The 14403-nt window shown below is 50.7% G+C and carries 10 protein-coding genes; 6 read left to right on the forward strand and 4 right to left on the reverse strand.

Going from position 1 to position 14403, the window contains the following annotated elements; all coding sequences use genetic code 11:
- Positions 1–222: 222 nt before the first annotated feature.
- The 3 genes from cysD to ACGHM3_RS20350 all read left to right on the forward strand — a co-directional run bounded on the left by cysD (position 223) and on the right by ACGHM3_RS20350 (position 3847).
- Entirely contained in the window at positions 223–1125 is a 903-nt protein-coding gene (gene cysD / locus ACGHM3_RS20340) for a sulfate adenylyltransferase subunit CysD (RefSeq protein WP_345423392.1), read from the forward strand.
- Entirely contained in the window at positions 1125–3050 is a 1926-nt protein-coding gene (gene cysN / locus ACGHM3_RS20345; RefSeq protein WP_345423395.1) for a sulfate adenylyltransferase subunit CysN, read from the forward strand. Before cysD ends, cysN begins: the two co-directional genes overlap by 1 nt.
- Before the next feature lie 227 nt (positions 3051–3277).
- Positions 3278–3847 (forward strand): hypothetical protein, encoded by a 570-nt coding sequence (locus tag ACGHM3_RS20350; RefSeq protein ID WP_345423398.1) that lies wholly within the window; start codon positions 3278–3280, stop codon positions 3845–3847.
- Between the two features lie 20 nt (positions 3848–3867).
- Here the strand turns inward: ACGHM3_RS20350 and ACGHM3_RS20355 are convergent, their stop codons facing one another.
- The 4 genes from ACGHM3_RS20355 to ACGHM3_RS20370 are packed head-to-tail and all read right to left on the reverse strand — an operon-like array spanning position 3868 to position 10400.
- A complete protein-coding gene (locus tag ACGHM3_RS20355) occupies positions 3868–5493 on the reverse strand; it encodes a response regulator (RefSeq protein ID WP_345423401.1) in 1626 nt (541 codons plus the stop codon).
- Positions 5490–6092 (reverse strand): chemotaxis protein CheB, encoded by a 603-nt coding sequence (locus tag ACGHM3_RS20360; protein WP_345423403.1) that lies wholly within the window; start codon positions 6090–6092, stop codon positions 5490–5492. Before ACGHM3_RS20360 ends, ACGHM3_RS20355 begins: the two co-directional genes overlap by 4 nt.
- A complete protein-coding gene (locus ACGHM3_RS20365) occupies positions 6079–6948 on the reverse strand; it encodes a CheR family methyltransferase (RefSeq protein WP_345423406.1) in 870 nt (289 codons plus the stop codon). The genes ACGHM3_RS20360 and ACGHM3_RS20365 overlap by 14 nt, the downstream gene beginning before the upstream one ends.
- Positions 6948–10400: a response regulator gene (locus ACGHM3_RS20370; RefSeq protein ID WP_345423409.1), complete on the reverse strand. Its 3453-nt coding sequence runs from the start codon at positions 10398–10400 to the stop codon at positions 6948–6950. The genes ACGHM3_RS20365 and ACGHM3_RS20370 overlap by 1 nt, the downstream gene beginning before the upstream one ends.
- 245 nt (positions 10401–10645) lie before the next feature.
- Here ACGHM3_RS20370 and ACGHM3_RS20375 point away from each other — a divergent pair, with 245 nt between their 5' ends.
- From ACGHM3_RS20375 to ACGHM3_RS20385, 3 genes are all read left to right on the forward strand, one after another.
- Positions 10646–11017 (forward strand): DUF202 domain-containing protein, encoded by a 372-nt coding sequence (locus ACGHM3_RS20375; protein WP_345423412.1) that lies wholly within the window; start codon positions 10646–10648, stop codon positions 11015–11017.
- A 540-nt stretch (positions 11018–11557) separates the two neighbouring features.
- Entirely contained in the window at positions 11558–13114 is a 1557-nt protein-coding gene (locus tag ACGHM3_RS20380; RefSeq protein WP_345423415.1) for an FAD-dependent oxidoreductase, read from the forward strand.
- A gap of 11 nt (positions 13115–13125) precedes the next feature.
- Positions 13126–14382: a c-type cytochrome gene (locus ACGHM3_RS20385; protein ID WP_345423418.1), complete on the forward strand. Its 1257-nt coding sequence runs from the start codon at positions 13126–13128 to the stop codon at positions 14380–14382.
- Positions 14383–14403 lie beyond the last annotated feature (21 nt).

The following is a 14403-nucleotide window of genomic DNA, read 5'->3' on the forward strand; positions in this document are numbered from 1 at the left end:
TAAACCAGACGCCATAAGAAATCCGGTTTAATTCCTTCTGGTTATATCTATAGTCTGGTTTGCACTTAAAACCCCACCCATCGCCGCTTTAGGCCATATAACTTGTCCGGATTGCCTTATTTCAATAGAACTATAGAATACCTATCACCCTATAGAAAAACTATTAGACTATAGAATTCACGAAATTGATAATTATCCCAGATCAACATAGGTACCCCTTGTATGAGCGGCCTTACCCATCTTGAAAGACTAGAAGCAGAGAGCATGCACATCATTCGCGAAGTAGCCGCCGAATGCCGCAACCCAGTAATGCTCTATTCCATTGGCAAAGACAGCTCAGTGCTGCTGCACCTCGCGATGAAAGCCTTTTACCCGTCGCTGCCGCCCTTCCCCATAATGCACGTGGACACCACGTGGAAATTCAAAGAGATGATTGAGTTCCGCGACCGCCTGGCCAAAGACCTGGGCCTAGATATGATTGTGCACATTAACCAAGAGGGCGTGAAACAAGGCATAGGCCCCTTTACCCACGGCTCTGCGGTTCATACCGACATTATGAAAACGCAATCGCTAAAGCAGGCGCTGAGCAAATACGAATTCGACGCCGCCTTTGGTGGTGCGCGCCGGGATGAAGAAAAATCCCGTGCTAAAGAACGCATTTTCTCGTTCAGAGATAACAACCATCGCTGGGATCCTAAAAACCAGCGCCCGGAATTATGGCGCACCTACAACAACCGCATTCACAAGGGTGAAAGCATGCGCGTGTTTCCGTTATCCAATTGGACAGAACTGGACGTTTGGCAATATATCTACCGCGAGAATATTCCCATTGTGCCACTGTACCGGGCCAAGGTACGCCCGGTGGTGGAGCGCGACGGCGCACTGATCATGGTGGACGACGACCGCTTTGAATTTAAGCCCGGCGAAGAAATACAACACAAAAAAGTGCGCTTCCGCACCTTGGGTTGTTATCCCCTAACCGGCGCGGTGGAATCCGAAGCCGAAACCCTACCAGAAATCATCGAAGAAATGTTGTTATCCACTACGTCGGAACGACAGGGCCGGGTTATTGACCAGGACCACGGTGCATCCATGGAGCAGAAAAAACAGGAGGGCTATTTCTAATGGATATTTACGCCAAAACTGGTTTCAACGAAATTGACGATAGCTCTGAAAAATTCGATCAATATCTCGCCGAGCAAGAAAACAAGGGCTTTATGCGTTTGTTAACCTGCGGCAGCGTGGACGACGGCAAAAGTACCTTAATAGGCCGTTTGTTGTTTGACTCTAAAATGGTGTTTGAAGATCAACTCAGCGCCTTAGAACGCGACAGCAAAAAAGTGGGCACCACCGGCGCCGACTTGGATTTGGCTCTTTTAGTGGATGGCCTTGCGGCGGAGCGCGAGCAAGGCATTACCATCGACGTAGCCTACCGATTTTTTGCCACCGACCAGCGCAAATTTATCATTGCCGATACCCCCGGGCACGAGCAGTACACCCGCAATATGGCCACCGGCGCCTCCACAGCGGATTTGGCCATTATTTTAGTGGATGCCCGTAAAGGCATACTCACCCAAACCAAGCGCCACAGCTTTATTGTGTCTTTGCTGGGCTTAAAGCACGTGGTGGTGGCCATCAACAAAATGGATTTAAAAGAATACTCCCAGCAGGTATTTGAAGATATCCAACGCGATTATTTGGATTTTGCCGAAGGCCTGGGCTTTGACTCCATCGGTTTTATTCCTATGTCGGCATTAAATGGCGACAACGTGTTGATGCAAAGCGAGCACACGCCTTGGTACCAGGGTAAAACATTGATGGAATACATCAATACCCTGGACATCAGCCAGGAAGAAGACGCCCGCCCCTTCCGTATGCCGGTGCAGTGGGTGAACCGCCCGGATTTAAATTTCCGTGGTTACTCCGGCACCATTGCCTCGGGTTCGGTCAAAGTGGGTGATGAGGTTGTCGCCCTGCCCAGCAGTCGCACCAGTAAGGTGGCCAGCATTGTGACCTTTGATGGCGAGCTGGACCAAGCCAACACCGAGCAAGCCGTCACCATTACTCTCACCGATGAAATTGATATTTCCCGCGGCGATATTATTTCCACGGTCAGTGACCGCCCTACGGTCACCAACGCCGTGGCTGCCGATCTGATCTGGATGGACGAGCAGGCTATGGTGCCCAACCAGCCGTATTTGATTCGGCTGGAAAACAAAACTGTGCCCGGCCGCGTGGCGGCCATCGACTACAAGGTCGATATTAATACCCTGGAGCAATTGCCCGGTGAGTCTCTGGCCTTAAACGAAGTGGCACGAGTGCAACTGAATCTGACCGACCGCATTGCCTTTGACCCCTACGAGCAATCGCGCAGTATGGGCTGTTTTGTGGTGATTGATCGTATCACGAACAAAACCATTGCCGGCGGCATGATCCGACACAGCCTGGATACTGCCTCCAATGTGCACTGGCAGGCATTGGATGTGGACAAAAAAGCCCGCGCCCAGGCAAAATCTCAAAAACCTGCGGTATTGTGGTTTACTGGACTATCCGGCTCGGGCAAATCTACCATTGCTAATTTAGTCGAGAAAAAACTGCACGCCCGTGGCAACCACACGTATATTCTGGATGGCGATAACGTTCGCCACGGCCTCAATAAAGACTTGGGTTTCACCGATGAAGACCGCATCGAAAATATTCGCCGAGTCAGTGAAGTAGCAGGGCTTATGGCCGACGCGGGCTTAATTGTACTGTCATGTTTTATTTCACCCTTCCGTAAGGAACGCCAGGCGGCGCGCGATTGCTGCGGCGAGACACCCTTTATTGAAGTATTTGTGGATACGCCCTTTGAAGACTGCGCCAAGCGCGACCCGAAAGGCTTGTACCAAAAAGCCATGCGCGGCGAAATTAAAAACTTCACAGGCTTAGACAGCCCCTACGAGCCACCGGAAGCCGCCGAGCTGCATATTAAAACTGCGGATCAAACCCCAGAGCAAATTGCCGATATTGTGGTGGATTACTTGGATGCCAATGACTTCCTAGCGCCTTAGTTTAGATTCTTATTATTTTGTTGTCGTTTAAAGCAGGCCACAGGCCTGCTTTTTTCGTTTAAAAAAACTGTACGGTCGTAATAGTTTTTTAACGCACCTTTTTTTATTAGCCACCATTGTCCCTCAGTCTTTTTGGTGAGATGCCATTCCACCAGCAGCCACTATTCCATCGACATGCTACCAAATGGGGTGGCATTTCAATAAAACGCATTCATGAGGAATACACAATGACAACGATGAACAAATCACTTCTGGCAGCAACCTTTGGCTTACTCACCACAGGAACTGCCATTGCTGGCCCGCTATATAGCCCCGACCTAGTGTCCGATGGAAACCGTTGGGAGATTACCGGATACTATGATAACGCGCCAGGCCATATACAAGCGGCTACCCAAGGTATTTGCTTTTACCCAGATGGCATCAGTGGCACACACCAACAATATATTTGGATTTCAGACACCTTCCCAGACTGGAATGGCAGAGCGGTACAGGAAGGCGATCAAATATTCATGTACGGAGATTTTGGTGAAGATAAAGGCCACGACTCTATGACATGGGAAATTGTCACCTCCTCACCCAAAAACTCGGGCGCGGGGCATTGGCACGAATGGCTCGAAGACAGCAACTTCGGTGTCACCGTAGGCTTTGGCAATAGCTCCTTTCAACGCGTTGGTCGCTGCCAAATAAAATCCCCCGATGAAGCCCTTAAGGTATATCAAAACATCGATTATCCCAGGGACGAAACTGGCAATAAAATCACCTTACCAGCAGGCAACCGCAAAGGCTTAGACTTTTAGACAAAGCCGAAAAGGCTAGCTTAAGGCTTATCCCTAGCAGCACGGCGCGAGTCGTGCTCTGCCAATACCTGCTGAATTTGCTGCAACGTTAACGGCTTAACCAAGTGTTTATCAAAACCGTGGGCCTCGGATTTTTGTTTGTCTTCTGCCTGGCCAAAGCCCGTTTGAGCCACAATGTACGTATCACGAAATTGCGTTTTTTGTCGCAGCTGTTGGCAAACCTCGTGGCCGCTCATGCCGGGCATACCAATATCTAAAAACAGTATATCGGGGTTTAATTCGGTGGCCGCAGCCAATGCTTCTTCGCCGCTGAAAATACAATGACCCTCGTGGCCCAATAAGGTCAGCAACTCTACCAGCGTTTCAGCCGCTTCGCGGTTATCGTCTACCACCAAAATGCGTTTTTCGTTTTCCGATTGCGGGCTATCGGCCTCAGGCTGTGATGATTCTTTCGCTTTGTTATCGGCAGAAGACTGCACCGGCTCACAAATCGGCAAACGCAGGGTAAACGTACTGCCGCGGCCCAGGCCTTGGCTGGTAGCACTGATTTCCCCATCGTGCAGCCGGGTAATCTTTTTAACCAAGGCCAAGCCAATACCCAAGCCGCTGTCCGAATGGTGGTGAGTGAGGTCCACCTGGGTAAATAACTCGAAGACTTTTTGCTGCATTTCAGGGGCGATACCCCGGCCATTATCAATTACCTTTGTGACCACGGTGGCACCGTCTTCTATCGATAACTCGGTGCAAATAGTGCCGCCCTGGGGCGTGTACTTAGAGGCATTACTTAGTAAATTGGTCAGCACTTGATACAGCCGTGTTTCATCTCCCAAAACCCAAATCGATTGCTCTGGCACCTGGACGGTTAGCGCTTGTTGTTTGGAATCGGTGGTGACTCTACAGGCCTCTGAAGCCCGCCGAGCGATATCGCATATATCCACAGGCACGCGATTTAAGGTAATTTTGCCCTGCCGCACCCGAGACACATCCAATAAATCATCCACCAACTTCTTTAAGTGCGCTAATTGCTGGCTCATCACTTTGTTGGTTTCATCCAGTTGTTGCGGATCCTTAGACATGGCCAGGATTTGTAGGCCATTAGCAATGGGCGCTAATGGGTTTCTGAGCTCGTGGCCGAGGGTTGCCAAAAACTCGTCCTTGCGTCGATCCTCGGCTTCCAATGCGGCTAAGTAGCTTTGGGTTTGAGACAGCAGTTGGGCGTTCTCCTCGGCGTAGCGCTTTAGCTCTTGGTTTTTATGTTCCAATTGCTTTTGCTGCTGAAAAATTTGGTAGAAGGTATTAACTTTACTTTTGAGGATTCCAGGCTCTATGGGCTTATAAATATAATCCACCGCTCCGGCCTGGTAACCTCGAAATTGCAGCTGCAAACTTTTGTGGGTTGCGGTGATAAATATGATGGGGATGTGGCGAGTCTTTTCTCGCTGACGGATGTGCTGCGCCAGTTCAAACCCGTCCATACCGGGCATTTGTACGTCCAATAACGCCAACTCAATATCGTGCTGTAACAACAGTTCCAGCGCCTCCACTCCGGAGCGCGCCTTCAACAAATTTAGACCATCCTGCGCCAAAATTGCCTCTAGTGCCGTTAAATTTTGCTCAATGTCGTCAACGAGTAAAAAATTTATCATACTGGTTTTTCAATCTGGTGTTTATTTTTTGCCGGTTGTGTTACTTGCTCTAATACCTCAGCCAACTGGGCTAGAGGCACTACGGTCGCCTCTGGGCACGCCCCCAACGCGGCCAATGGCATGGCCGAGGCGTGGGCCTCAGCGGGGTATTGCACAAACGCCCGTCCGCCCTCACGCACAATTTTCTGCAATCCTTTTGCGCCATCATCATTAGCGCCGGTTAGCACTACACCAATTACCTTTTCTCGCAGGGCGTCCGCCGCACTGGAAAATAACACATCGATACTGGGACGCGACCCCCTAACCGGGTCATCTACGGAATAATTAAGATGCCCATCCGATTCAATTAATAGGTGATAGTTAGGTGCGGCACAGTATACAGTGCCTGCTAGCAAGGGTTCTTTGTCGTCAGCTTCTTTCACTTGAAGCGGGCAATTTTTTTGCAGCAGTTCAGCCAACATACTGGCATGGCCAGGCAGTAGGTGCACAACTATGACGATGGCCGATGGAAACGTCGCAGGCAACAAGGGTAGCCAGCGTTGTAACGCATCCAAGGCACCGGCAGAGGCTCCTACAACGACCACCTCATACTCTGCCATGATCCACCACGCCGCCTTTTTGATACAGTTTTTGCGTCTGGTCCAGGCACACAAAGCGTTGATTTTGCGGTACTCTCTGCAAACTTTCTTTGCTACCCAGACCCAAAAACCCTCGGCGACATAGCGACTCTTCGAATAATGCTATGGCTCGGGCCTGCAATTCCACACCAAAATAAATCAATACATTACGACAGGAAATAAACTGCATTTCGGCGAAGCTGCCATCGGATACCAAATTGTGCTCTGAGAACACGATTCGATCCAAAAGATCTCGATTCATTTTTGCTGCGTTGTAACCGGTGGTGTAGTAATCCGAGAGCGAATGCGTGCCCCCAGCGGCCAGATAGTTTTCGCTGAAGTTTTTGATTTGCTCAAAGGTATAAACGCCACGTTTGGCTTGCTTCAGCACATTGGCATTAATGTCTGTGGCGTAAACGGTGGAGCGAGACTCCAACCCTTCTTCGCGCAATATAATGGCCAGTGAAATAGCCTCCTCTCCCGTGGCGCAGCCGGCCACCCACAAATTGATGGAGGGGTAGGTGCGCAGCTGAGGTACAACCAACTCGCGAAAGGCTTTAAAATAGTGCGGGTCCCGAAACAGATCACTCACCCGCACGGTGATAATGTCCAGCAGCGAATCAAACGGGGGGGTGTCATGCAAAATGGTGTGCTGCAGCTGCGAAAAGCTCGCACATCCACGTATTTCGCAGGCCCGAATCAACCGACGTTTTAACGATGCCCTGGAGTAACCACTGAAATCATATTGATAGCGATGAAAAATGGTTTGAATTAGAAGATCCAACTCAAATTCAGAATCTTGCGCCCTTTGTTCTTCAAATGAGTTTTCGAAGTCCATTAGCTGGCTACCCACACGCGCAATATAGACAGCAATTGCTCAATATTAATTGGCTTAGCAAGATAATCACTGGCACCGGCTTCTATGCAACGAGCGCGGTCGTGCGCCATGGCCTTCGCTGTTAGCATAATTATGGGCAATTGCTGCCACTGGCTGCTCTTGCGAATTTCTTGGGTAGCGGTGATGCCGTCCATCTCGGGCATCATGATATCCATCAGGCACACGTCGAAGGGCTTGGCGGATTCTTGCTCGGCACGCGCCAAACTCTCCATGGCCTCAATGCCGTTGCGCGCTATTTCAATCTCCATGCCCTGCTGCTCTAGCACGCTCACCAAGGAATAGATATTACGAATATCGTCTTCCACCAGTAAAATTCTGCGGCCGTGCAAAACATTAAAATCGGCGTTGGGTTTGGCCTGCACTAGCCCCTGAGCAGGTGATGGTTCAATTTGGTTGAGAAATAAATTCACTTCATCCAGTAGGCGATCCGGTGATTTAACGTCTTTAACAATGATGGATTCGGTGTAGCGCCGCAGTATTTGCTCTTCTTTAGCAGGCAAGTCCTTGGCGGTGTACACAATCACCGGGGGAAACGAATAAACCTCACCTTCGCTCAGGGTTTCCAGAATTTCAAAGCCAGAGCTATCGGGCAGCGACAGGTCCAGTACCATGCAGTCGAACACATGGTTTTGCAATGCGTCTAAACACTGGGACGCCGTGGTAGCCACGGTGGTTTCGACGTCCTCTTGGTTAAATAACTGCCGCAGGCGGAGCACCTGGGTTTCATCATCCTCTACCAGTAACAGATGCTTAACCTTCTGCCGGCTGCGTTGCTCAACGTTATTGAGGATCCGGGCTACATCGCCGTCGGCCACGGGCTTAATAAGGTAGCTTGTGGCACCGAGGGCGTAGGCTTGGGTTTTATGATCATCCCCGGAAATAATATGCACTAAAATATCGCGGGTTCTCGGGTTACTTTTGAGCTGCTCCAATACATTTAGCCCAGAGCCATCCGGCAGACCGATATCCAATAGAATAGCCGCCGGCAAATGCGCCAAAGCCATGGCCAAGGTTTGCTCGGCGGTTTTCGCCTGCAACACAGTGAAGCCTAAATCCTGAGCTAGGCTCGCCAATATCGTGGCAAAGGTTTGGTCGTCCTCGGCTACCAGCACCAATCGGTTATTAAAACGGATAGTGCTGTGGGCAGACTCTTGCTCTACCAACGCCGGGAGAGAGAAAAAATTTTGCGCCAGTGGTGTGAAGCTGGGGGCTGGCGGTTGCAACTCACTGGGCAGGAGCTCAGGTTTGGTCTCGGGTTCGGCAACGGGCTCATCTAAGGGTAACGTAACGGTAAACACGCTGCCCTCACCCAAGGTACTGTTAACCTGCAAGCTGCCGCCCAGCAGCTCCACTAATTGCCTGGAGATCGATAAGCCAAGGCCGGTGCCACCGTATTTTCGGCTGATGGTGCTATCGGCTTGATGAAACGCCAAAAATACCTGTTGGGCCTGCTCTTCACTCATGCCAATACCGGTATCAGTCACCGCAAACTGGAGCTGGCCGTCTATCAAGGTAATATTTAGCTCCACCCTACCCTGGTCTGTGAACTTAATCGCATTGGACAATAAATTCTTCAGCACTTGATTGAGCCGTAGCTCATCACTGTAGAACATCTCTGGGCAGCTTGCATCGCAGTTCACACTAAATTGAATGGACTTCTGCGCCGCCTGCGGCTGGAATAAATCGTAGTTATCGTTCGCCAGACCAGAGAGGGATACATTTTCTTTGTGCAGTTCCACATGGCCGGATTCAATCTTAGAAAGATCCAAAATGTCGTTAATCAGCTCTAAAAGATCGTTACCAGACGCATAGATCGTCTGCGAATGCTTGATTTGCTCTGCCGTTAAATTGCCACCGGCATTGTCGGCTAATAACTTGGATAGAATAAGCAACGAATTTAACGGTGTGCGTAACTCATGGGACATGTTGGCCAAAAAGTCCGATTTATAGCGATTGGCCAGATCGGCCTCTTGAGCCTTTGCCTCAGAAACGTACTGGGCTTGCTGCAGAGCATCGCGCTGGTTAGCCAAAAGATCGGCCTGTTCTTGTAGCTGTTGATTGGTTTGGGTGAGCTCTTCTTGTTGTTGTTCAAGCCTGGCTTGGGATTCCAGCAGTGATTGACTTTGCTCCTCTAAACCTTCATTGGTAACCCGCAGCTCCTCGCTTTGGGTTTTTAGTTCTTCGCTCTGGGTTTGCAGCTCTTCACTTTGAATTTGCGTTTGCTCTAGCAGTTGGCGCTGCCGCTCAAGATACTGCGCCGACTGTACCGCCTCCGCCACGGTTGAACTGATATCCTTCAGCAGCTCTAATACCACCGGGGCCGGCTCTGCACTGAAACCAATCTCAATAAACGCCAGAGTTTTCTTGCGCGAAATAAAGGGCATCATCACGATATGACTGGGTTGCGCCTCGCCGAGGCTTGAGCCAAACTTCAAATAGCCTTGCGGTACCTCGGACATCAACCGCGTCTGTTGATCTTGCACCACCTGCCCCGCCAACCCCGCTCCGGGCTCAACTGTCATCGAAACGGAATTGACATCGGATATACCAAAGGTAGCGACCCGGCCCAGGCTCTGCTGAACCGCACTGCGGTGCCGCACATAGAAGGTACCGCAATCAGCATTCAAATAAGACGCCAACACCTCTAGTACCTTTTGGCCAATCTCTTGGGTTGTTAATTCACCGGACAGGGCTTGGCTTAACTCGATATGCGCATTTTGCTTATATTGATTGAGGCTACGGCTTTTAAACACTCGATTGAAAAATAGCGCCAGAACCGATGTGAGAATCAAACCACACAATGTACTGGCAAAGGCAACCGTTAGAGAGGTTTGATAAGCCTTGCCTTTTTGAGCCAAAGCCTGCTCGTACAGTAAATCATTTTTGCTTAGCAGTTGGTCGATGTCCGTGCGGATGGCATCCATAAGTAATTTGCCCGCATCGCTGTTAACGATGACTAAGGCCGCTTCCAGATCGTCACCGCGCCGCAACTGCACCGTTTCTCTGAGCTCATCTAACTTAGCCTTAATATTGACTGCCAACGTTCCAAGGGCATAGTCGCTGTCAATTAGCTCGTGTAAACGAGCTATATCCAACTGACTTTCGCTGGATGCGGTGTAATAGTGCTCTAGGTAATTTTCATCGGCGGTGAGCAAATACCCTCGCTGGCCGGATTCGGCGTTTTGCACAGAGCGCAGAATGGAATTTAACCGGGAGTTAACCTCGGTGATCTTGGCTACCACCGCTGAATCTTTTTGCAACACTTCGATGTTAACGTAGGCCAAGTAGCCGGAGATCAAAAAGAACACAAAAATGATGGCAAAACCTGCCGATAGCAGCGCTTTACTGGACTGGCCAGCAGTGTTCTTGGATTGGAAAACTGAATGCAACATAGAAATTGCGCCATTTCGAGCATGTTGGAAGGAAGACAAGCGAGGGTACGCAAACAGGTACGCCACAGCGGCGCCCGAAGTATAACGTAAACGGGCGCCACAGTGACAAACCAAAGAGACAGCCCGCCCACAACCCTCCCCCTTTCAACGGTACTATCCAACCCTACTATCCAACGGTACTAGCACTTTCTCTACTGCCGCCCACGAGTTAACCTTAGCACCTTTATTGAGTTAACCACTGACCTATGTCCAACCTAAAAGATCCCAGAGTTTTGTTTGCGGCGGAGCGCACCCTGCTAGCCTGGAACCGCACCAGCCTGGCGTTTATTGCCTTTGGTTTTGTTATTGAGCGATCTGGCTTGCTGGTAAAAATACTAGCCCCGGCTGAAACCTCTAACGGCCGGCTTATGGCCATATTTGCGGTGGGCTGTGCGTTTATATTATTGGGGGTTGGATGTGCCGTATTTTCCGCGTTGCAATACCGCAAAGTGGTGCTGTCGGCGCAGCCCGAAGAGATCCCTCCGGGCTATTCGCCACTGTGGGGCACGGCTATTCATTGGCTGGTGGCTCTACTCGGCGTTATTTTGGCCGGCGTGCTAATCCAAGCGCACCTATAGAGCACCTAGGAGTTCTTTAGGTTGTGTATTACTTGAAGAAGTAACCGAACTAAAACCACAACACGCATTACCCCAAATTGCCCTGCGCAGTCCAACCCGCCGGCCGGATAGCCTCATAACCTATTGATTTTAATACAAATGATGGCAATTACTGTCTGTAAAAGCGATTCGCCACACAGCTTAGATGTACGCATCATCTAGGCGCATGGCGCCAATTTTCGCCTCTTAATGGTGTCTTTTTCCAGGTTTACCACCCGAAACAAAGGCACCAAAAAAAAGCATTTTACTGCACCCTTTCATTCTTCAGGCACCAAAAACAAACAATCCTGCCGGTCCCACTGGCTTTCATCACGGTTTATCAGGCCTTGCTGAGCTTGGCAGACTATTTGCGTAGAGGGGGTGATCGAAAGCGACAACGCTCTCGGTTGCGTGCCCACAAGGTGCCACCCTAAATATCTGTTTTCTACTTCGAATGAACAGCTGAATTTAACGCTACGGATCTTATTCCAACAGTAATAATCTACCGACAGAGACACATTCATGCGCAAATTATCACGACGTCAATTTTTGGCCAACGTCGCGTTGGCTGGCGGCAGCCTGGCTGTGTACAACACCAGCCTTGCCTTAGACCTGATTGGCGGCACCGAGAAACTGCAGACACTGGACCTGAAGCCAGCCCAAGGCAATAAAGAAGTTGTGATTCTGGGTGGCGGCGTTGCTGGCCTGGCCACCGCTTACGAACTGGGCCAAGCAGGCTACAACGTCACTATTCTGGAAGCCAGCCATCGCGTTGGCGGCCGCAATCTAACCCTGCGCCACGGCGACCTGATCGACGAGCTGGGCAACCCCAACCACTGCCAGTTCGACGACAAACCCAATCTCTACATGAACGCCGGTCCGGCCCGTATTCCCGGCCACCACCGCCGCTTATTAAGCTACTGCAAAAAATTCGACGTACCTCTAAGCATCAAAGCCAACCACAACCGCTTGGCCTGGGCCCACGACAAAAACGCCAAAATGGCGGGCCTAAATCGCCAGCAATACTACGTTTCGGATGCGCGGGGCTTTTTGGCCGAACTGGCTTGGAAGGCACTGGATAAAGACGCCTTTGATAAGCCTCTGTCACCAGAAGACATGGAAAAATTGGCCGACTTCGTGGCTGGCTTCGGCGATTTGGACAAAAACGGTAAATACACCGGCACCTATCGCTCTGGCGCCAAAACCGACCGCATGCTCACCCACGGACCCAAAGTAGACCCAATGCCATTGCAGGCCTTGGTCAACCACGATTACTGGCACAACGGTATTCCGCAAATGGAGAGCTTTGACTGGCTATCGCCGCTGATGGAACCCAAGGGCGGCATGGACCAGGTTGTAGAGGGCTTCAAACGCAATATCGACGCTAAGGTGGTACTCAAAGCCCAGGTGCAATCCATTGATGTTGGCAAAGACAGCGTGACAGTGGCCTACCAGCACGATGGCGAGATGAAAACACTCACTGCCGACTACTGCTTCAACAACATTCCCGCCAACTTCTTGCCGGGCATACCCAATAATTTCAGCAAAACCTATAACGAAGCCATCAACAGCTTTGAGCGACGCGGCCTATTTAAAATTGGCTTCCAGATGAAACAGCGTTTTTGGGAAAACGAAGGCATTTACGGCGGCATCAGCTACACCAACGAGCGCATCAATCAAATTTGGTACCCCGGCCACGATATCCACGCCGAAAAGGGCATCATTTTGGGCGCTTATATTTGGAATCAGGAAAACATCGAGTACTTTTCTGAGCTGCCGTTACCAGAGCGCTTAAAAGTAGCCGCAGAGCAGGCCTCGGCCATACACCCCAAATACGCCTCTTACATCGACAACGGTGTCAGTATTCCCTGGAACCGCATGAACTATATGATGGGCTGCGGCACTTCAATCCCAATGGAGCAACACGAGCAGTATTTCCCCATTGTGCAAAAGCCCGAGGGCAACCGACACTTTTTAATTGGCGACCAAGTGAGCTTTCACCCCGGCTGGCAGGAAGGCGCACTGGCCTCGGTAGAAACCGCACTGCTGCAATTTAACTCACTGGTTAAAGCCGCCTAAGGAGCAACACTATGCGTTTATGGACAAAACCTCTCATGGCAGCGGCCTTGCTGAGCGCCCACGGCACGGTTACCCAAGCACAGCAACCCACGCCGGTGCCGGAATCTTATCAGCATTGCACTGTCTGTCATGGTACCCAGTTGATGGGCAACGAAACCAACAGTGCACCGCGCTTAAGTCATCTGCAGGATTGGTACTTAACTAACCAACTGAATTCGTTTAGACGCGGCTGGCGTGGCTCCCACCCGGAGGACCACAAAGGCAACGAAATGCAGGCCGCGGCAAAAAATTTGCCTGAGGACACCCTACAGCAAACCGTCGATTTCATAACGTCAACGGTATCGCCGGTGCCTCACCCCACCCTCAACGGTGATGTGGAAAAAGGCAAAGCCTTATTTGCCTCCTGCCAAGCCTGCCACGGCGCAGATGGTAAAGGTAACGAGGTATTGAAGGCTCCGGCCATTGCCGGGCAAAACGATTGGTATGTGGCCAAGCAGTTAACCAACTTTTTGGCCAACAAGCGCGGTTACAGCAGTGAAGACAGCAACGGCGTAATGATGAAAGCGGCTTCCCACGTGCTGCAAAATGAGTCCGACGTAATCAACGTCGCCAGCTACGTTGCGTCTTTGGCGGCGCCAACGGAGGTAGACCGCATTGCCTCCAGCGCAGTGGTAGCCGAATCGACTCAGCAAGCTGGCCACAATATTAGTGCAACAAACACAAACCAAACTACAACAAGTCCCTCAAAGGAATCTGGAGAACCCATGAATAAAAAAGCTTTAGCCGCCGCCGCGTTGGCGACGACTCTGTCTGCCGGTGCCGTCGCTGAAACCAAACGCTACCCTCTGCCCAACAACAGCACCTTCCCCATTGCCCGTGCAGTTGAAGTTTCTGCCGGTACTGATTTGGTGTATCACAGTGGCCAGGTGCCTGCAGCAGCAGACGAAAGCGCTGAAAAAGGCAGCCGTAAATACTATGGCGACACCTACACCCAAGCCATGAGTGTATTTAAAAAGTTTGAAAGCTCCCTGGCAGATATCGGCCTGGGTTTTGGCGATGCCGTCAAACTCACCGTATTCCTGGTGGGCGACCCTGAAATGGACGGCAAAATGGATTTCGGTGGCTTTATGAAAGCCTACACCCAGCACTTCGGCACCGAAGAACAGCCTAATCTACCCGCGCGCTCGGCTATCCAAATCGCGGGCTTGGCCGGCGGCCCAGGCATGTTGATTGAAATTGAAATGGTATTGGCCAAGCCTGAAAAATAAATTTAGGTTTTCGCGCCTACC

This window comes from Halioxenophilus aromaticivorans (genome assembly GCF_042850945.1).
GTDB lineage: Bacteria > Pseudomonadota > Gammaproteobacteria > Pseudomonadales > Cellvibrionaceae > Halioxenophilus > Halioxenophilus aromaticivorans.

What these genes read in the sequence shown, in the direction of transcription:
- cysD (WP_345423392.1), top strand. Translation starts at nt 223, where the DNA reads ATGAGCGGCCTTACCCATCTTGAAAGACTAGAAGCAGAGAGCATGCAC.
- cysN (WP_345423395.1), top strand. Translation starts at nt 1,125, where the DNA reads ATGGATATTTACGCCAAAACTGGTTTCAACGAAATTGACGATAGCTCT.
- ACGHM3_RS20350 (WP_345423398.1), top strand. Translation starts at nt 3,278, where the DNA reads ATGACAACGATGAACAAATCACTTCTGGCAGCAACCTTTGGCTTACTC.
- ACGHM3_RS20355 (WP_345423401.1), bottom strand. Translation starts at nt 5,493, where the DNA reads ATGATAAATTTTTTACTCGTTGACGACATTGAGCAAAATTTAACGGCA.
- ACGHM3_RS20360 (WP_345423403.1), bottom strand. Translation starts at nt 6,092, where the DNA reads ATGGCAGAGTATGAGGTGGTCGTTGTAGGAGCCTCTGCCGGTGCCTTG.
- ACGHM3_RS20365 (WP_345423406.1), bottom strand. Translation starts at nt 6,948, where the DNA reads ATGGACTTCGAAAACTCATTTGAAGAACAAAGGGCGCAAGATTCTGAA.
- ACGHM3_RS20370 (WP_345423409.1), bottom strand. Translation starts at nt 10,400, where the DNA reads ATGTTGCATTCAGTTTTCCAATCCAAGAACACTGCTGGCCAGTCCAGT.
- ACGHM3_RS20375 (WP_345423412.1), top strand. Translation starts at nt 10,646, where the DNA reads ATGTCCAACCTAAAAGATCCCAGAGTTTTGTTTGCGGCGGAGCGCACC.
- ACGHM3_RS20380 (WP_345423415.1), top strand. Translation starts at nt 11,558, where the DNA reads ATGCGCAAATTATCACGACGTCAATTTTTGGCCAACGTCGCGTTGGCT.
- ACGHM3_RS20385 (WP_345423418.1), top strand. Translation starts at nt 13,126, where the DNA reads ATGCGTTTATGGACAAAACCTCTCATGGCAGCGGCCTTGCTGAGCGCC.